Here is a 17508-nt window from a genome sequence, read left to right as displayed (position 1 = left end):
GGGTGTGCAGGTCCCACCGTCAAAGGTTTGGTCACCTTCGATATCGGCTACAACGAAGCGGTCCTGCAGCGTCATTTCATTGGCTATGTCGAGCGCTGCACCGCCACCAACTGCATCGAGCAGGTGGTGCTGTGTCGTGAGTTAGCCGCGGTGCTGGCCAACCCGTTGCCCATCAACCTGCGCCACGTGGATCTGCGCGCTGTGCTGGCTGATATCGATAGCAAGACTGGCCTGCGTTTCCGGGTTCCGGATCAGGCCTACGCACGCGTCAAGACGCCGTTCTTCTACAACTTGGGCGCTGGTTATCAGGCGCTGGGCAGCATGGCGCGGGTGTTCGGCATCAAGAATTTTATCTGGCAGCAACAGGGTGACGGCGAGATCTACGTCGGTGCCTGGGCTGACAGTTTCTTCGGCGCTCGGTCGCCGTTGCAGGCGCCGGTTAACCTTTTCGACGGTTACCAAGGCAGCCAAAGCGCAATGATCGCGGCCTTGCCAGGCTTGCGACCAGGCGTATCAATCAACCAAGGCGAGCGGATCACGAACGTGACGCTGGCCGGCACACAGATGGCTATCAAATGGACGACGCAATCAAGCGCAGCGTAGAGCGGCAATTCCCTGAACTCACCGGCGGCTATCACTTGCCGCGCTTCGCCAAGGTTGTAGCCGTGGCGGATGCGCCGGCCAGCGCCGGGCTGTGTGATGACTTCCGACCGCGCTTCTCGGTCGACCTGCAGGTGATGGGTCCAGATGGTGAGATCGACACAGCGCTGCCGGTACTGGCCGGTGTGCCGCTGCCCATGCCGGTTGGTGGGGATGAGATGGGATTCTTTGCCTTTCCGGAGGAGGGCACCAGCGTGGTGGTGTGCTTTGCCTATGGCCTGCCACATAAGCCCTACATCCAGACCATCCTGCCGCACGGCCTAACACTGCCAAAGGTCCCCAAGGGCGACCAGGTGTGGCAGCACAGCGATGCGGTGCAACAACGCGTCGACGCGGACGGCAACTGGTTGCGCAAGACCGACGGCAAGATCCAAGATCAGGCGATCGAACGCGAGGTCGACGCGATGACCAACGCCGAGCGCTTACAGAGCCACACCAGGACGGTGGATGACCATTCGACCGAGTCGGTAGGAGGCGTGAAGAAGATCGAGGCGCTGGGCGCGCTCAAGCTGCTGTCAGGCGGATCCGCGAGCTTGGTAGCGGTCGACGACCTGCACCAGGCCACTGGCCGAGATCTGAACCTCGTGGTCGGGCAGAAGCACAACGCAACGGTCGGCGGCGACATGCAAGAGCGTATCGAAGGGCTGCGTCAGAGCCTCGCCGAAGAGAGCCAGCGCTTCCAGGCACCCAAAAGCTGGGTAGGGTCCGAAAACGTCAACATCTTCCAGATCTTGTGCGACACGCTGGATCTGCTGCAGCAGATGAACACCCAGATCGCGGGCCATGTTCACGGTTCGTCGCCTGTGCCAGGCAACGCGGCAGCGTTTACAACCGGCGCAGCGAACGCGGGCCTGCTCTTATGGAAACTCAAGCCCATAACGATGTAGGAGCATTTTTTCAGGCTTGTGGAGCGTCTGATCATGAAGTAATCAGGCTCCCGTCGCCCTACCTTAGGGTTAGAGACGGGTAGGCAATGTCGGACTCGGCCGACCCGTCGAGGCATTTAGTCTGGGTGCTGGATTTTGAGAACAGTTCGCGTACAAGTGCCAATAAACTTGCGCAGTGTGTCGTTTTCTTTGTCTGCAGCGCTTTGATTCGTCCCTACATGATAGGCTTAAGTTCTATTCCCGAATAACTCAAGATTTGACTGCTGGTATGCTTGGAGGCCGCGATGACCTTATCAGCGCCCATGCGAGCTGACATTATAAGTTCTGCAATTGAGTATTTCTGGTTGTTGCGAGCTAGTAGTGCTGCGTCGGATAGGCAACTAAATATCATATAAAGATAGTCAGTCAAATGCATAATTAGTTGTGGTTTCACATTCTGAAAGTGCCCAGTATGTGCGATCTTGTTTCTGTAAAAATAAATTCTTCTCAGTTGCAGGTTGACGTCTTTTTGGGTCGATTCGAGTCTGGCGTGTATGGATTTGTTGTTCGTGAACTCAGTCCGGAGCGTGAGGATTCTGAATCTCAAATGTTCTTTGCCGGCGACTGATTCGTATAGCTCGTTGCAAGCGTCGTCATTTTTGAATAGCACGAACATTTGATTGTCGTTGATGTTTTTCGTGAACCTAGTTAGCTCGGTAGACATCGCTGTCTGCGCTAGTGTAGGAATTGCAGTGCGATTTGCTATAAGCAACGCTTTCATATATCTCAGCCGACGAACGAGGCCTTGGACCGCGTAAATTTGAGGAACGCAGTCCATAATTCCGCCTATGATCGTACCATCTGCCACTAAGAAAAGAGCTTCTAGGCTGATCCATAGATTCAGCATTTTCTGTTCGAGCGAAGGAGTCTCCCTAGCGAGTCGTAAATGTCTTAGAGACCTACTGAGCTGGTCCGATGACGAATCATCCAGTGCTGCTATAAGATGATCCAGATTCATAGCGTGGTTGTTTGTATCTACACCACTGTTGTTGATCATAAGTTTGCCGAGTAGGCGAACATTGACACAGTGTTGATGATTGTGAATTGTAGAGGGGTGAATTACCAAGGCGCAGCCCGAGATCTTGACGTCGGATTTTGGATCAAATGGTAAGAAGGTATCCAGAAATACGGCTAAATTTTCTTTGGCATGCAGTGCGGCGCTGATGTAGTCTTGCGCTCGCACAGTAAATCTGCAATATAAGTTAGTATTAAAATCTTTGTTCAGTTTGTCTATGTTCTCACGAGAAGTGAGAGCGGGGAGTGCCGTCACAAAACTAAGCGAGCTATGTGCTTCAGGAAGTGATTTTCGTTTTGTAGCAGAAATTGCGTAGTAAACTTGGAATTCGAGGTCTTCCGCAGTTAATTTTGCTACTACCGAGTCGAACTGATCTTTAAAATTCTTTCCCCCGTAGTGGCTGGCGTATGCTAGATAGTCAGAACGATTGAAGAGGTATGTTGGGGAATAGCCTCTGTTTAATAGGTCTGTAATATAGAGGCCGGTCAAGCTGTCAATTTTTTGTATGGTTCTGAGTTCAGCGCCTGTCACTCCCTCTTGCACTACTGTTTCACGTAACTCGGTCTTTAGTGTCTGTCTATAATCACTTAGGGTATTTAATATCGATTTGCAAATTACTGCTAGCTTTTGGCAGATCGTGGTGCTGAAAGTGTTGCCACTGACGTCCCTGATGAACTGATGATGATCCTTGAATAGTTCCGCCGCTACAGAATCTGCCAGAAAACAACGCTTGATTTCATCCAGGGCTGACTCAACGTAAGCGCCGTTTTTGTCGTTATCGACATATTCTTGGAGATACCGAAGCATTTCCTCACAGGCGCTGAATACGTTCATCAAGCGGGCCTGATGAAAAGGCGGTGTTTGCATTCTCAGCTTTTCAATATAGCAATCCACAAAAAACTTTGACCTGTAATCGTGCCCCTCAATCCTATTCCAAACGTCTGTTGGCACTGATCTTAAATTTTCCATACAGCACTCCGTTGCAGATTTATTTATTCTTGAGGGGTTCGCAGAATATATGCGACATCTTCAGGGCTAAGTAAAGCTAAAAATCCTTTAGATCTTTCTTGGATTTGGGAATAACGTGAGTACATGTTTTCGTAGTGCTCAGAGGCGCTAAAATGAGAGTTCAGGTCGCGCCCTAGAAATCGTGAGAAGCGTCCCATTTGCTCAACAAGCATCCGGGTAATTGATAGCAGTTCAGCCTCGTTATTTCCGTCGAATCCAGGGAATTTTAGACTGCGTATAGAGGTATTGGCGTGCGCGCCGAATGTCGCTATTTGCGCATCATTAAAGTTGGCGAAAGCTTCCTCAAGCCTTTCCCACATTTCTAGATAACTCACCACCTTTACCACGTCTTCTGGCAAATTCTCGGCCTCTCCGCCTACGATCCCAGGCATCTCCCAATCTATGGCCCAAGTGTTTTCTGTGACTATCGCGCTTTTTATAAGATCTGAATCAATACTCTCGATCTGAAGTTTTTCAGAGATCTCAGCTAGCATAAAGACTATCAGCTTCTCAGGGTTGGTGAATTTCATGAAGGTCCTCTCAATGGGATTTGTTGAGTATGCATTTCTAGCATGCAAAGCGCGGTGTGGAAAAAAATTTGCGCTAAAAAATCACTTATCCCCCTCCCGCCGACGGGCTCTGCGTCCGTTTTTTGTGCAAACCCAGATGCGATGAAAGCAATACTCCAGCCTAGGCCAGCCGTGGGGTTGCGCAGGGGAGCGGCAATTGCACAGTGTGCAAACTTATGCAGAAAAATGTCAGCGCCTTGCACTGCGAGCGACAGGGCTGGGCAGATGGGGGCAAACCTCGAAGGCTCGGCCTGCTTGGGCGAAAAATTGTAAAACCGAGGAATGGGGTGGTTTTCCAAATCGACACCGGTCTCAAAGCTGCGCACCAGGGCATCGGCGGCCAGATCAGATCCAACCTCTACAACTCAAGCAGACCGGGAGTTGTAGCCGCATTCAGGGGCCTTTGGAGGTTGCACACGATTGCACGCGCTGGTGACGATCTACAGGCCTTCATGCCTTGCAGTCAGGTTTTCGAAAAAGGGCATTTTAAATGAGATCGAATCTCAGGTATGGGAGGATGTTTTCAAAAAGAGCGATATTAGCTATATGACCCGCGAACCTAGGCTGGAGGCCACGGTTTTACTGGGCTGCGCGTATTACATCGAAAGGTAATATGAAGCGATATGAAAGGTAATATTTTCCTGAAACCCCCGGATTCATTGGGTTTTAGGAAATGAAAATATAGCTTTAGTAAAAGGTAATATTATCGCCTTTGTATCGCTTCAATATTACCTTTGCCCGGAAACGCTGAAAGCCACGGCCTGCAAGGGCTGCAGCCATTTTTCGCGAGCCGTATTACTAATATTACCTTTTTTCTGACCCCCTTCGAATTTTAGGAATAGCCTCCTATGAGGGGCAGGTCAGGCCGGTGAACCGTCCGCGTCGTTCCGTAACCGGTGTGCAAGCCATTGGCACATCTCCGCCATGCTCACCGCCTCTTCATACGAGATATCTCGCGTAGTGATATGAGCGGCTTCGTTTCGGATACGCCGAAGGTCTCGCAGTGTTTTGAATGTAAATTCATCTATCACATCTGCGGCATGCAGCTCGCTTGCCGTCGACAACGGTGTGGCACCGAAGGGAATACCAGCTTTCAAGGCTAACGCTCGCAGCGCCCTTTCCACGTCTAACCACGATGAGAGAATGGCTGCACGAGGGTCGAGCCGCGCCAGCGATAGAACATCTGGTTGAGCAGCTAGTGGAGGGGAGCTAGGAATAGGGTTCTGGGCGTCTACCGCGTCCTTCTTGACCGCCTCCTTAACCTCCTCCAGCTTTTCACCGAGATCGACGTGCAGATCCTTATATTTGAACGTCCTGATCTGCGGAATGAGCTTTGCGATCGGCTTTCTAAGCAAAGCTACCATCACCACTGCAACTGCAGGCCAGGCAAGAGACTCAACAAGGGCCGCTACAAACTGCATCCAATCCATAAAAGTCTTCCCTGAATATGCTGGGCGCAGCGTGCTTGTTACGTGGCTTGTTACGTGTACCGCAAAAAACAAGGGCCTGCATCGCTGCAAGCCCTTGATTTATATGGTGCCGGCACCAGGAGTCGAACCCGGGACCTACTGATTACAAGTCAGTTGCTCTACCAACTGAGCTATACCGGCGTAATGGGCTGCGAGTATATAGGGTCTGATGCGCTTGTAAAGCCTAGCTGCCTGATTCAGTTGAAAAAAATTGTTCGTTAGCGCTTCGAGTGGGATGTGGGCGGGCTGTGGTGCAGGACGTTTCCCTTGGTTTTGGGGAAATGGTCTGTGTAGTGCGTGTGAGCGCTGCTGTTTTGCGTGGTGCTTTCGGCTTTCGGGTGTGGAGGTTCGGGCATTGAGGTGCTGCGGATTTTTAACCTGGTCACGCGGACCGGTGCGTCCAGCGCAGATGGCGATCTGGCGCATCGGAACAACCGCTGCAGGCCCCGGCGTTTTTGGGTGGTTGCGCTGGATTGGGGCTTTCCCTAGGATTGTTCTCAACGGCCCTGGCTACTGAGTCAGCAGCACAGGCCGTTAGCTTTTCAGCCAGTAGACAAAGGACTGTCTCATGAGTGGCACGATGGATCGTAACCGGGCTTGGGGTGTTGTCTGCCGCAGGCTGGTCATTCACTGAAGGGTGTGTTGACGTAAATTTGCATCGCGTCTGACCCGTCGGGTCTTGCGCAAGGTGAGGCTGAGGATTGCTGTCTGAATCGCATGAATGTGCGTCTGGACGCTCACGAACGCTCCATCGATGTTTAAAGAAATGCCCGAATCCTGTGGATTCGGGCATTTTTCTTGTGCAGTGGTTCCGGTTTTTCGGTTTGCGTGGCATTCGCATTGGAGTTCGGTGTTTGATGGCCGATACAGTTGTATCAAAAATGGCAGTCGGCCATGGACAGCAAGTGCAATGCAGAGAACACCCACGCATTACGAGCTGCTGAGTGTTGCTCGCGATGCCTCTCCTGAGCAGATCAAGAAGGCTTATCGCAAGCTGGCGCAGAAGCTGCACCCGGACAGGAATTCCGATCCGTACGCGTCGCAGATGATGGGCGTCGTCAATGCGTCCCATGATGTGCTGGCGGATGCCGGAAAGCGTGCGGCCTATGATGCGCAACTCGCTTCTGACGAGCATAAGGCTCGTGTAGACGCAGCTCGTCGCAGGCAGGCGCAGGCCGCAAAAGGGCAGGCGGTGCATGTTTATGGTTCGGCTGCGGCTCAGTCGCCTGCTGCGCCTCAGTCGCCTGCTGCGCCTCAGCGTACCGTTCAGCCTGGAATGGCTGCCAAGGCTTCTTCCCCTCGATCACCGTCCACTGAAAAGCATCGCCGCGGTGCGTGGCGCTGGGCGCTGCTGTCTGTGGTGTTTTGTGCGGGCGGGGCGTGGATGGGTTACGACCCCGGGGCAAGCAAGTCGTTTGTACCGGCAGAACCGGTCCCGGTTGCGCAGACGCGGGTCAAGCCTGCACCTGCTGTTCCGGTTGAAGAGCCTGTGACAAGCCCCGCAAAGCCGGTTGAGCCAGTGGCGTCCGAGTGTGAGGTGCCAGCGCTGGACCCGATGGGGGCGCCATGGCCTGACAAGCCGGGTTATGTGAAGGACATGCCGGTGCTCAAGGACGGCGGCTGGTCGCAGATCACGGTGGATAACACGGCTGGCGAGTCAGCGGTGTACGCCAAGGTCACGGATGCGGTGGGGCGCAAGGACTTTCGGCATGCGTATGTTCCGGCCGGGGCGGTGTTTACGTTCAGTAAGATGAACCCGGGGCTGTACCTGCTCAAGTACAAGATGCTGAATACAGGCTGTGCCTTTGCGTCGGGGCGTATCTTGCTGGAAGAGACCCCGATGGGCAGTCAGATCAAGTCCAGTGCCTACAAGCTGACGTTGCGCAAGCTGGCGAACCGCAGTGTGCCGTTCGCCCGGTTGAAGGATGATCAGTTTTAGCGGGGCTTTGCGCGTTCGCCGAATGCGACGCAAGGCGCTCGGTTTTATACCCGGATTCAACTGATTCTTGTGCCAGCGCTCTACCGGCTTCTTCGCGAGTAAGCGAAGCATCGCCCGGTTCGCTCCCACATACAATTTCTGCCGCACAAAAAGCCTGCGCTAGAGCCTTTACCAAATCTTTATGCACAATTGCACTATAAAGATTTGCCTGCGTGACTGGATGTGTGCAGTCACCCGCATTGTGTCGCAAAGTACTGTTTTTGCGGGTTAAGGGAAGGTTGGCGGGAAAAAATCAGGGGTCTGATTAACTGGCGCGCCAAGCTTTAACGCACTCATCCACATTTTCATCAACAGACTTATCCACAGGTTGCTCAACGGATTCAGGTCACAACTTTCGAGCCAGAATCAGCAGGTTGCGAGGGGTAAGCTGGCTGTCGCAAAAAGTACCAACACGAACGTCATAACCCTGCTCTTGCACATACATCGCACGATCCAGCACCAGCCAGACTTCCAGTGGGCGTCGAAACAGGTTTCGCAGCAGTTCCAGATTGCGCACTTCAGCCAGTCTTTTCCAGCCTGCGGCTTCCACAGAAACCCAGTCTTGTTTGCCCGGTGGCGGCAGATTCTTCAGGTTGGCAAGATGGCCGCAATAGTCGGCGTAAGGCACGTCCAGCCAGGACGTTGGCAGCGAAGGCGTGGGCAGGTAATCGTCGATGCCACGCAGGTTGCGCTGTAGCAGGTCAAAGCCCAGACGCCGGGCCATCGAAGTGTCGCGTTGACGGCGCACGCGTGCACCTGCCGTTACGGTTTCGCTGAGCGGAAGGCCGAGTTCGTCTCGCGACAGCTTCAGCCCCGAGGCTTTGCCCTCGCTGGACAGCGGCTGATAGGTGTCATGTCGGGTGCGGTTGTAACAGCACGGCGCGATTGCGATGTGCTCGCAGCCGGTCTGGCTGGCCAGTTCCATCAATTGGATGTGCAGGTCGCCGCAGGCATGCAGCGCGACGGGCGTGTGGTGCGCGTGCAGACAGCGCCAGGTGTCATCAGCCATCACGTCCTGGCGTACATGGCTGGCCTCGATGCCCTGTCGGGCGCTGAGGCTCAAACCGGCTTCGATCAGCGCCGGGTCGTGTTCCAGGCAGGTGAGGCTCTGGCCGCGTTCGGTCAGGCGTCGGCCCAGGTGGCCTTTGCCCGCGCACCAGTCCAGCCAGTGAGTTGCGCTGTCACGCATGTCGAGATGGCTGGCGAAGGCTTCGATCTGTTGCCACTTGCGGCCAGGCACATCGACGCTCATCCGCACATCGACGGGCGGCAGAGGAAAGACAGGCAGCTCTGCGACATGGCTCAACGCGACGGCTTCGGCGGTCAGTTGCGTGAAGGGGAAGGGTGCGTCGAGCTGTTCCGGATGATTGTGCGCGGCCTCGGCCTGTTCCAGCGTGCGATGCCGCAGCCAGTGTGCCAACTCCGGGTATTTGGTTTCCCACGGCAGATGCAGGTGAGTGAACGGTTTGGGTCGCCATAGCGCCTGATGCGCGAACAGGAAGCTGTCCAGCGCACCGAAGTGGCTGCCAAGGTGTTCATCCTGCAAGCATGTATCTGAGGGCATATCGGTGGTTTCGCGTGACGGGGTGTTGGCTGGAGGGATGCCAGCACCCTTCATATCAGCGTCCCTGGCTTGCGTCTACGCGCAATAGCTTTTCCAGCAGACGAAAGCCCTGCACCAGCACGAACGTCATGACCAGATAGAACATGCCCGCCGCAAAGAAGATTTCCACCGGCAGGTAGGTGCGGGCGATGATCGTGCGCGCCATGCCGGTCAGCTCCAGTAGGGTCACGGTGCTGGCCAGGGCGCTGGCCTTGAGCATCAGGATCACTTCGTTGCTGTAGGCGGGCAGGCCGAGGCGCGTGGCACGTGGCAGGACGATGTAGAACAGCGCCTTCCATTTCGACATGCCCAGCGCCCGCGCCGCCTCGACTTCACCCACCGGCACGGCCTGAATCGCGCCACGCAGGATTTCCGCGATGTAGGCGGCGGTGTGCAGGGTCATTGTGATGACCGCACACCAGAACGGGTCGCGCAGATACGGCCACAGCCAGCTTTGACGCACCGCATCGAACTGCGCCAGGCCGTAATAGACCAGAAACAGTTGCACCAGCAGCGGCGTGCCGCGAAAGAAAAAGATGTAAGCGTAAGGCAAGGCGCGTACCGGCCAGTGCCGTGAGGCGCGGGCGATGCCCATCGGGATGGCGAGGATCAGCCCGGCGATGACGGCGATGGCCACCAGCTCCAGGGTCAGGGTCGCACCCTGTGCCAGACGTGGCAGCCACTTGATGATCACTTCCCAGTTCATGACGCGCTCCTCAGGAAGCCGCGACCGGCGCGTTTTTCGAGGAAGTACATGCCGATCATGGCCAGTACGGTCAGGCTCAGGTACATGATGGCGGCGACCATATAGAACGTGAACGCCTGTTTGGTGAAGCTGACGGCGATTTGCGCGTGACGCATGATTTCTTCCAGGCCGATCACCGAGACCAGCGCGGTGTCCTTCATCAAAATCATGAACAGGTTGCCGAGACCGGGCAGGGCGATACGCCACATCTGCGGCAGGACCAGTTTGAAGAGGATGCGCGAGCGCGACATGCCCAGCGCCAGCCCGGCTTCGCGGTGACCTTTGGGGATGGCGAGGATAGCGCCGCGAAACACCTCGGTGGCGTAGGCGCCAAAGCAAATCCCGAGGGCAATAACCCCGGCGGCGAAGGCACTCAATGCCAGGTTGGGAATGCCGAACAGCTCGCCCAGTGCGCGCATGCCATTGACGGTGCCGAAGTAGATCAGCAGCACCCAAAGCAATTCGGGAATGCCGCGCACCAGCGTCGAGTAAGTACCGCCCAGCCATTGCAAAGGTTTGTAGGGCGAGGTCTTGGCCAGGGCGCCGAGCAGTCCGAGTATCAGACCCAGGCACAGCGCCGAGAGTGCAAGCTGGACAGTCATCAGCGCGCCAGCCGCAAGGGCCGGGCCGAATCCGTGGAGATCAATGTTCATGGGCAGGCTTTGTCAGGACCGGTCGCCGCGCTTCAACGGGAAGCGGCGGCGACGTGATCAGGTGAATCAGAGAATGCTGAAAGGGAAATACTTGTCGTTGATCTTTTTATAGGTGCCGTCAGCGATGATTTCTTTCAGGGCTACGTTCAGACGCTCGCGCAATGCGTCATCGCCTTTGCGTACAGCGATGCCGATCTTGTCGTTCTGCACGACAGGCTCGCCCTTGAACTCGAAGTTCTGGCCGGCTTCGCTCTTCAGCCATTCGTAGCTGACGTATTTGTCGGCCAGCATGACGTCGACGCGCCCGGACAACAGGTCGAGGAACGCGTTTTCCTGTGTGTCGTAGAGTTTGGCGTCCATGATGCCGAGCTTGTCTTCCAGCCAGGTGCTGGCCAGCGTTGAACGCTGTGCGCCGACTGATTTGCCAGCAAGGCTTTCCTTGGCTTTATCAATGGACGAGACATCGACAGAAGAGGTTTTGGGTGCCAGGAATTGCAGCTTGTTCGAGTAGTACGGGTTGGTGAAATCAACCACCTGCTGGCGCTCTTCGGTGATCGACAGCGACGAAATCAGGAAGTCGAACTTCTGCGCATTGAGGGCCGGAATAATGCCGTCCCAGTCGGACGTCACCACTTCGCACTCGACTTTCATCTTCGCGCACAGGGCATCGCCGATCTCGCGATCAAAACCGACGACCTGGCCACTCGCATCCTTGTTATTGAAAGGCGGGTAAGCGCCTTCGATGCCCATTTTCATTTTTTCGGCGAAGACACTGCCGCTGAACGCCAGTGAGGCTGCAGCGATCAGCAAGATCTTTTTATACATCTGCATGGGGTGTTGCTCCGTTAGCAGTGACTCGACATGAATTGTTTGCAGCGTGCCGACAGCGGGTTATCAAATACTTGCTGCGGTGTGCCCTGTTCTTCGACCATTCCCTGATGCAAAAACACCACTTCACTTGATACCTGACGTGCAAAATTCATTTCGTGGGTCACCAGTAGCATGGTCCGGCCTTCTTCGGCCAGCGCCCGAATGACACCAAGCACTTCCTGGACCATCTCCGGGTCGAGTGCCGAGGTCGGCTCGTCGAACAGGATAACCTTGGGCTGCATGGCCAGCGTGCGCGCAATGGCGGCACGTTGTTGCTGACCGCCAGACAGTTGCGCCGGGTAGGCATGACGTTTGTCCGCGATACCGACCTTGGCCAGCAGTGCTTCGGCGACTTCAATGGCTTCGGCCTTGCTCTGGCCGAGAACGCGACGCGGGGCTTCGATGATGTTATCGAGCACGCTCATGTGCGGCCACAGGTTGAAGTTCTGAAACACAAAGCCGATTTCGCTGCGCAGGCGATTGATCTGCCGGTTATCGGCAGCAATCAGTTCGCCGTTGCGCGCCGCCTTGAGTTTCAGTTCTTCACCGGCCAGCAGAATCTGACCCTGATGCGGGTTTTCCAGCAGGTTGATGCAGCGCAGCAGCGTGGACTTGCCGGAACCTGATGAGCCGAGAATCGATATGACGTCGCCTTCACGAGCCGTCAGCGAGATGCCTTTGAGCACCTCAAGCTGATCGTAGCGCTTGTGCAGGTTGCGGATTTCCAGGGCGGGCGTGGCCTCGGCCATGTGAGGTCCTCAGTGAAGTGTGCGCGCTGGCTGCCAGCGAACGCCAAGCTAGCACAGCTAAAGGACAACCATCGATGTCTCGCGTCCAGCGTGGAGGCGCTCGATGGGGTGTCTCATCTTGGCAACGGACCGTCGCAAGAAGGTAAGCACGGTGCCCTGTAAAACAGGGACGTGCGCGAAAAAGGCGCGATTCTGCCAGCTTTGGTTTGATGTTGGAAGTAGCATTTGCTGAGCGGCGGTCTGATTTCTGCACCATGTTTGCGCTTGGCGGAAGGTTTGGGGCGTTTTTGGTGCGTGCGTATAGACGAATCTGAGGCGTTTGGTAACAAATCCTACAGACTGCGTATAAAAGCCATCGTCTTGCACGCATCACGGGTCCAGCCACAGGCCTCATATTCTCTAAGCGACGTCGTTTTCGAAATATTTTGGCGCAATTCTTGCGTCAAATATAAAGAACGGCACCGTAGGTTTCTTTTTACGTAACGCTCCGGTGTGCCTCGCTCGTCTTGCACAGGTGGTTTTATGAGCAGTACCGCTAACTCTTCCGAGCTCGAACAAGGGCTGAAACCTCGACACATTACGATGCTGTCGATTGCTGGCGTGATTGGCGCCGGTTTGTTTGTCGGCTCCGGCCACGCGATTGCCGAAGCCGGGCCTGCCGTGCTGCTGGCTTACGCCGCTGCCGGTACGCTGGTGGTGCTGGTGATGCGCATGTTGGCCGAAATGGCCGTGGCCTCGCCGGACACCGGTTCGTTTTCGACCTATGCCGACCGCGCTATCGGTCACTGGGCCGGCTTCACCATCGGTTGGTTGTACTGGTGGTTCTGGGTATTGGTGATTCCGCTGGAAGCCAACGCCGCTGCAACCATCCTCCACGCCTGGTTCCCTGACATCGCGATCTGGATGTTCACGCTGGTCATCACCTTGCTGCTGACGGCGACCAACTTGTTCAGCGTGAAAAACTACGGTGAATTCGAGTTCTGGTTCGCGCTGATCAAGGTGGTGGCGATTATTGCCTTTGTGGTGCTGGGTATCGCGGCGATCTTTGGCCTGCTGCCAACCAGTAACGTCAGCGGCGTCAGCCATCTGTTCGACACCGGTGGCTTCCTGCCCAACGGCATGGGCGCGGTGCTGGCGGCGATGCTGACCACCATGTTTTCGTTCATGGGCACGGAAATCGTGACCATTGCAGCAGCTGAATCCAAGAACCCCGGCCAGCAGATTACCAAGGCCACCAACTCGGTGATCTGGCGGATCTTCCTGTTCTATCTGGTTTCGATCTTCATCGTGGTGTCGCTCGTACCTTGGAACGATCCGCGCCTGGCCGAAGTGGGTTCGTATCAGACTGTTCTCGACGCGATGGGTATTCCTAATGCCAAGCTGATTGTAGATCTGGTGGTGTTGGTGGCAGTGACCAGTTGCCTGAACTCGGCGCTGTACACCGCGTCGCGCATGCTGTTTTCGCTGGGCAAGCGCGGTGATGCACCCGCATTGTCCAAGCGCACCAGCAAGGGCGGCACGCCTTACTGGGCGGTGATCATGTCGACTGCAGCGGCGTTCCTGACCGTATTCGCCAACTACATCGCACCGGCGGCAGTGTTCGACTTCCTGCTCGCCAGCTCGGGCGCCATCGCGCTGTTGGTGTATCTGGTGATTGCCGTTTCGCAGCTGCGTATGCGCCAGAAGCGTATTGCGGCGCGTGAGGCCATCGACTTCAAGATGTGGCTGTTCCCATGGCTGACCTGGGCAGTCATCGCGTTCATCGTGGCAGTGCTGACGATCATGCTGATCCAGGAAGAGCACCGTATCGAAATCATCGCCACCGGCGTGCTCAGCTTGCTGGTGATCGGTGCCGGTCTGATTGTCTCGCGCCGCCGCAAGGGCGAGCGTGTAGGTGCTGCTGCGCTGAGTTGATCGGCTGATCAATCGAGGATCGTTCCCTGCAATGGGGAACGATCCGGCAGTGCCGATTCACAACCCTCAATAACCCTGGCCGCGATCCACCTGGCCCTGCATGGCTTCGCCGCGCTCAAAGCGACGGATGTTGTCGAGCAGGCCTGGGAAAGCGCTTTCCGGCTGAGTCATGGCCGCGACATGTGGGGTCAGCAGGATCTTCGGGTGCTTCCAGAACGGATGATCAGCAGGTGCTGGCTCCTGCTGCAAGACATCCAGCACTGCGGCGCTCAACTGGCCGCTGTCCAGTGCCTCGATCAGGTCTTCTTCTATCAGATGCCCGCCACGCCCCATGTTGATGAGTGCCGCACCTTTGGGCAAGCGTTCGAACAGCGAGCGATTGAGGATGCCTTCGGTCTGCCCTGTCAATGGCAGCACGCACAGCAGAATTTCGCACTGCCCCAGAAACGCATCCAGTTGTTCCTCTCCCGAGTAGCACTCGACAGCGTCGATTCGATGCGCGCTGCGTGCCCAGCCTGATAGCTCGAAGCCAAAGGGCTTGAGACTCGACAGAATATGCTGCGCCTGCAACCCCAGCCCCATCACGCCCACTCGACGCTTATTCGCCGGTATCAACGGATGTGCCTTCCAGACGCTCTCTATCTGCTGCTGACGATAACGCAGCATTTCCCGGTGCAGGCTCAGCACGGCGAATGACGCGTACTCGCACATCCCGTGACTGATGCCGGGGTCCAGCAGGCGAACCACAGGCAGGGATTGCGGAATACGGCTCAAGTCCAGTTGATCGACACCTGCGGACAGGGCAAACAGCACTTTCAGATTGGGCAACAGTTCTTGCAGATCATCCGGGGCCAGCCAGGCGCCCAGATAATGGATGTCTGCCGGATCACCGATGTCCGGCCACACCCGCCATTCGATGTCCGGCGCGTGCTCGGCAAACAGGACGCGCCAGCGTTCGGCGCGTGCGGGGTCGGCTTTGTAGAGCAGGGCGGGCATGGGCATTTCCTGAGCGTGAAAGAGGGCCCCCATCATGCCGCAAGTCGAAAGCATGATCTGTCGAAACAAGTGTTTACAGGGCGGTGAAACGCCTGAAAAGCAGCGTTGTCCGGCAGATTGCGTGGTGCTTCGCAGGCCTGACGGAATCTGCCGTTTGGTGGGCAAAAAACAGTCGATCTGGATATCTGGAGGGGCAAGTTCGGCGTAGATCATTTCGCTGAACGCTTAACCTGAACAGCATCGCAGCCACCCGCCGGCTGCTCGGCCCATGATAGGTATAGCCATGAACAGCAAAGTCGACGAAACCCCTCATCTGCTCCGTCAGCGTGAACAGTTCGTGCCGCGTGGCATCGTCACGGCCCATCCTCTGGTCATCGACCGTGCGCAGGGTTCTGAAATGTGGGATGTCGATGGCAAGCGCTATCTGGATTTCGTCGGCGGTATCGGCGTGCTGAACATCGGCCACAACCACCCGAACGTGGTCGCGGCCATCCAGGCGCAACTGACCAAAGTCACCCATGCCTGCTTTCAGGTGGTCTCCTATCAGCCCTATGTCGATCTGGCCAAGCGCCTGAGCCAGATGATCGCCGGTCAGAGCGGCATCGATCACAAGGCGGTGCTGTTCACCTCGGGTGCTGAAGCCGTGGAGAATGCGGTAAAAATTGCCCGCGCTCATACCAATCGCCCGGCGATCATCTCGTTTCGCGGTGGCTTCCACGGCCGCACGCTGCTGGGCACCACGCTGACCGGCATGAGCCAGCCGTACAAACAGAATTTCGGCCCGATGGCGCCGGAAGTGTTCCACACCCCGTACCCCAACGAATACCGCGGTGTGACCACCGAAGTCGCTCTCGCGGCGCTGCATGAATTGCTGGCTACCCAGGTCGCGCCGGATCGCGTGGCGGCAATCCTCATCGAGCCTGTTCAGGGTGATGGCGGCTTCCTGACCGCGCCGGTCGAGTTCATGAAGGCCCTGCGTGCCCTGACCGAACAACACGGCATCGTGCTGATTGCCGATGAAATCCAGTCCGGTTTCGGGCGTACTGGCAAATGGTTCGGCTTCGAGCACTCGGGCATCCAGCCTGATTTGGTGACCGTGGCCAAGAGCCTCGCGGGCGGCATGCCGCTGTCGGGTGTGGTCGGGCGTGCCGAGATCATGGATGCACCGCTTCCGGGCGGCCTGGGTGGCACCTACGGCGGCAATGCGCTGTCTTGCGCCGCTGCGCTGGCGGTGATCGACACTTACGAGCAGGACAATCTGCTGGCGCGTGGCGAACAGCTGGGTGAACACCTGCGGGCCGGTCTGCTCAAGCTCAAAGAGCGTTACAGCTGCATCGGCGACGTACGTGGCACCGGCTTCATGCTGGCCATGGAAATGGTCAAGGATGATGCAGCCCGCAGCCCGGACGCCGACCTCAATCAGAAGGTCATCGATCAGGCGCGTATCGGCGGCCTGCTGGTCATCAAGTGCGGCGTGTACCGCAACGTGCTGCGCTTCCTGGCACCGCTGGTGACCACCGAACAGCAGATCGACGAAGCGCTGACCATTCTCGATGCTGCTTTGGCACGAGTATTGAAATCCAGCTAAGCCCAGACGGGGTCGCGGTTGTCGCCAGACGCCGCGATCACGGGTGCTGGGATCACGGAATGGAGACGTTGCCTGCCATGGGGCTTATTGATTACCGCGCACTGCTGATCGATTGTGATGAAGTTCTGGTGGATCGTGACTCGGGCATCTGGTCGGCCTTGCAGCCGTTGCTGGATAACGGCCTGAACACGCCTGACAAAGACCAGATACTGACCGAATTCAATGACGTCATCCGCACGCTGTATCCGCGCTTCGACGAGCTGGGGTTCAGCGGTCTGCTGTGCTTTGCACACCGGCAGTTGGCAGAACGCCTGGGCATCAAGGCCAGTTGGGAGGAGGGCATGACCTTTGCTCGTTCAGTGCCGAACTGGACGCTGTTCGAGGATGCCCCCGGCGCGATGCTTTACCTGCGCAAGTTCTATCGGTTGCTGGTGTATGCAGACCGTGACCTGCAGGATCGCGGTCTGCTGTGCGAGCGCCTTGGCCTTGAGCCCGACAGCCTGCTGTCGTTGACCACGCACCCGCTGGACGATCCACGCTGGCTTGCCGGGATGGACGTGGACCCGCGCGAAACCCTGCGGGTCTCCCGTCCTCCGGCCTCGGCGCTGGCGAATGGTGGGCTGTGCCTGATCCGTCGCGGCCGTGAACAGCACCGTCAGCCCTGCACGGCAGACATCTGCATCAGCAGCATGGCGGATCTGGTTGCTCAGCATCAGCTGTCTTTACGGCGCTGATTTTGCTAGAAGGTAGGCACCGTGAATGGCA

Annotated in this window: 14 protein-coding genes, 1 tRNA gene and 1 pseudogene; 6 read left to right on the top strand and 10 right to left on the bottom strand. The window is 56.6% G+C overall.

Features of this window, described 5'->3' with window-relative positions:
* Window positions 1-6 precede the first annotated feature (6 nt).
* Together N018_RS24375 and N018_RS27685 are read left to right on the top strand one after the other, a co-directional pair.
* A pseudogene (locus N018_RS24375) lies at window positions 7-603 on the top strand (hypothetical protein); the annotation flags it as partial.
* The gene (locus N018_RS27685; RefSeq protein WP_025390963.1) at window positions 576-1547 is read left to right on the top strand and encodes a hypothetical protein; all 972 of its coding nucleotides are present in this window, start codon (window positions 576-578) and stop codon (window positions 1545-1547) included. The pseudogene N018_RS24375 and the gene N018_RS27685, both read left to right, overlap by 28 nt.
* 214 nt (window positions 1548-1761) lie before the next feature.
* Here N018_RS27685 and N018_RS24365 read toward each other — a convergent pair whose 3' ends face one another.
* The 4 genes from N018_RS24365 to N018_RS24345 all read right to left on the bottom strand — a co-directional run bounded on the left by N018_RS24365 (window position 1762) and on the right by N018_RS24345 (window position 5788).
* Window positions 1762-3570 carry a hypothetical protein gene (locus N018_RS24365; RefSeq protein WP_025390962.1) on the bottom strand — a complete coding sequence of 603 codons (1809 nt, stop codon included), beginning with the start codon at window positions 3568-3570 and terminating at the stop codon, window positions 1762-1764.
* 23 nt (window positions 3571-3593) lie between these two features.
* Window positions 3594-4139 carry a YfbU family protein gene (locus N018_RS24360; RefSeq protein ID WP_025390961.1) on the bottom strand — a complete coding sequence of 182 codons (546 nt, stop codon included), beginning with the start codon at window positions 4137-4139 and terminating at the stop codon, window positions 3594-3596.
* Window positions 4140-5038: 899 nt separating this feature from the next.
* The gene (locus N018_RS24350; protein WP_025390959.1) at window positions 5039-5608 is read right to left on the bottom strand and encodes a hypothetical protein; all 570 of its coding nucleotides are present in this window, start codon (window positions 5606-5608) and stop codon (window positions 5039-5041) included.
* 104 nt (window positions 5609-5712) lie between these two features.
* A tRNA-Thr gene (locus N018_RS24345) sits at window positions 5713-5788 on the bottom strand.
* Window positions 5789-6557: 769 nt separating this feature from the next.
* Here N018_RS24345 and N018_RS24340 point away from each other — a divergent pair.
* The gene (locus N018_RS24340; RefSeq protein WP_025390958.1) at window positions 6558-7586 is read left to right on the top strand and encodes a DnaJ domain-containing protein; all 1029 of its coding nucleotides are present in this window, start codon (window positions 6558-6560) and stop codon (window positions 7584-7586) included.
* Window positions 7587-7971: 385 nt separating this feature from the next.
* On the opposite strand, the gene N018_RS24335 is transcribed toward N018_RS24340, so the two are convergent.
* The 5 genes from N018_RS24335 to N018_RS24315 form a co-directional block, all read right to left on the bottom strand.
* On the bottom strand, window positions 7972-9243 hold the full coding sequence (locus tag N018_RS24335) for a methyltransferase (RefSeq protein WP_025390957.1): 1272 nt from the start codon (window positions 9241-9243) through the stop codon (window positions 7972-7974).
* Window position 9244: 1 nt separating this feature from the next.
* On the bottom strand, window positions 9245-9934 hold the full coding sequence (locus N018_RS24330; protein ID WP_025390956.1) for an ABC transporter permease: 690 nt from the start codon (window positions 9932-9934) through the stop codon (window positions 9245-9247).
* A complete protein-coding gene (locus tag N018_RS24325; protein ID WP_024645038.1) occupies window positions 9931-10626 on the bottom strand; it encodes an ABC transporter permease in 696 nt (231 codons plus the stop codon). Before N018_RS24325 ends, N018_RS24330 begins: the two co-directional genes overlap by 4 nt.
* 66 nt (window positions 10627-10692) lie before the next feature.
* Window positions 10693-11457 carry an ABC transporter substrate-binding protein gene (locus tag N018_RS24320; protein ID WP_025390955.1) on the bottom strand — a complete coding sequence of 255 codons (765 nt, stop codon included), beginning with the start codon at window positions 11455-11457 and terminating at the stop codon, window positions 10693-10695.
* Between the two features lie 14 nt (window positions 11458-11471).
* Window positions 11472-12245 (bottom strand): ABC transporter ATP-binding protein, encoded by a 774-nt coding sequence (locus tag N018_RS24315; protein WP_024645040.1) that lies wholly within the window; start codon window positions 12243-12245, stop codon window positions 11472-11474.
* A gap of 522 nt (window positions 12246-12767) precedes the next feature.
* Between N018_RS24315 and gabP the strand changes: the two genes are divergently transcribed.
* On the top strand, window positions 12768-14159 hold the full coding sequence (gene gabP / locus N018_RS24310) for a GABA permease (protein ID WP_024645041.1): 1392 nt from the start codon (window positions 12768-12770) through the stop codon (window positions 14157-14159).
* Window positions 14160-14225: 66 nt separating this feature from the next.
* Here gabP and N018_RS24305 read toward each other — a convergent pair whose 3' ends face one another.
* A complete protein-coding gene (locus N018_RS24305; RefSeq protein WP_025390954.1) occupies window positions 14226-15155 on the bottom strand; it encodes a 2-hydroxyacid dehydrogenase in 930 nt (309 codons plus the stop codon).
* 283 nt (window positions 15156-15438) lie between these two features.
* On the opposite strand from N018_RS24305, the gene gabT reads away from it, so the two are divergent.
* Complete coding sequence (gene gabT / locus N018_RS24300; protein ID WP_025390953.1) at window positions 15439-16743, top strand: 4-aminobutyrate--2-oxoglutarate transaminase; 1305 nt, start codon at window positions 15439-15441, stop codon at window positions 16741-16743.
* 77 nt (window positions 16744-16820) lie between these two features.
* A complete protein-coding gene (locus tag N018_RS24295) occupies window positions 16821-17477 on the top strand; it encodes an HAD family hydrolase (RefSeq protein WP_032632751.1) in 657 nt (218 codons plus the stop codon).
* Window positions 17478-17508 lie beyond the last annotated feature (31 nt).

The sequence above is a fragment of the Pseudomonas syringae CC1557 genome (genome assembly GCF_000452705.1).
Classification (GTDB): Bacteria; Pseudomonadota; Gammaproteobacteria; order Pseudomonadales; family Pseudomonadaceae; genus Aquipseudomonas; species Aquipseudomonas syringae_F.
Note: the sequence above shows the minus strand (reverse complement) of the source record. Positions and strands in the feature narration are given on the sequence as shown.

Bases quoted from the DNA above. Each gene is read 5' to 3' on its own strand.
- gabP (WP_024645041.1), top strand. From the start codon at position 12,768: ATGAGCAGTACCGCTAACTCTTCCGAGCTCGAACAAGGGCTGAAACCT.
- N018_RS24360 (WP_025390961.1), bottom strand. From the start codon at position 4,139: ATGAAATTCACCAACCCTGAGAAGCTGATAGTCTTTATGCTAGCTGAG.
- N018_RS24320 (WP_025390955.1), bottom strand. From the start codon at position 11,457: ATGCAGATGTATAAAAAGATCTTGCTGATCGCTGCAGCCTCACTGGCG.
- N018_RS24330 (WP_025390956.1), bottom strand. From the start codon at position 9,934: ATGAACTGGGAAGTGATCATCAAGTGGCTGCCACGTCTGGCACAGGGT.
- gabT (WP_025390953.1), top strand. From the start codon at position 15,439: ATGAACAGCAAAGTCGACGAAACCCCTCATCTGCTCCGTCAGCGTGAA.
- N018_RS24335 (WP_025390957.1), bottom strand. From the start codon at position 9,243: ATGAAGGGTGCTGGCATCCCTCCAGCCAACACCCCGTCACGCGAAACC.
- N018_RS24305 (WP_025390954.1), bottom strand. From the start codon at position 15,155: ATGCCCGCCCTGCTCTACAAAGCCGACCCCGCACGCGCCGAACGCTGG.
- N018_RS24315 (WP_024645040.1), bottom strand. From the start codon at position 12,245: ATGGCCGAGGCCACGCCCGCCCTGGAAATCCGCAACCTGCACAAGCGC.
- N018_RS24325 (WP_024645038.1), bottom strand. From the start codon at position 10,626: ATGAACATTGATCTCCACGGATTCGGCCCGGCCCTTGCGGCTGGCGCG.
- N018_RS24365 (WP_025390962.1), bottom strand. From the start codon at position 3,570: ATGGAAAATTTAAGATCAGTGCCAACAGACGTTTGGAATAGGATTGAG.
- N018_RS24295 (WP_032632751.1), top strand. From the start codon at position 16,821: ATGGGGCTTATTGATTACCGCGCACTGCTGATCGATTGTGATGAAGTT.
- N018_RS24350 (WP_025390959.1), bottom strand. From the start codon at position 5,608: ATGGATTGGATGCAGTTTGTAGCGGCCCTTGTTGAGTCTCTTGCCTGG.
- N018_RS27685 (WP_025390963.1), top strand. From the start codon at position 576: ATGGACGACGCAATCAAGCGCAGCGTAGAGCGGCAATTCCCTGAACTC.
- N018_RS24340 (WP_025390958.1), top strand. From the start codon at position 6,558: ATGCAGAGAACACCCACGCATTACGAGCTGCTGAGTGTTGCTCGCGAT.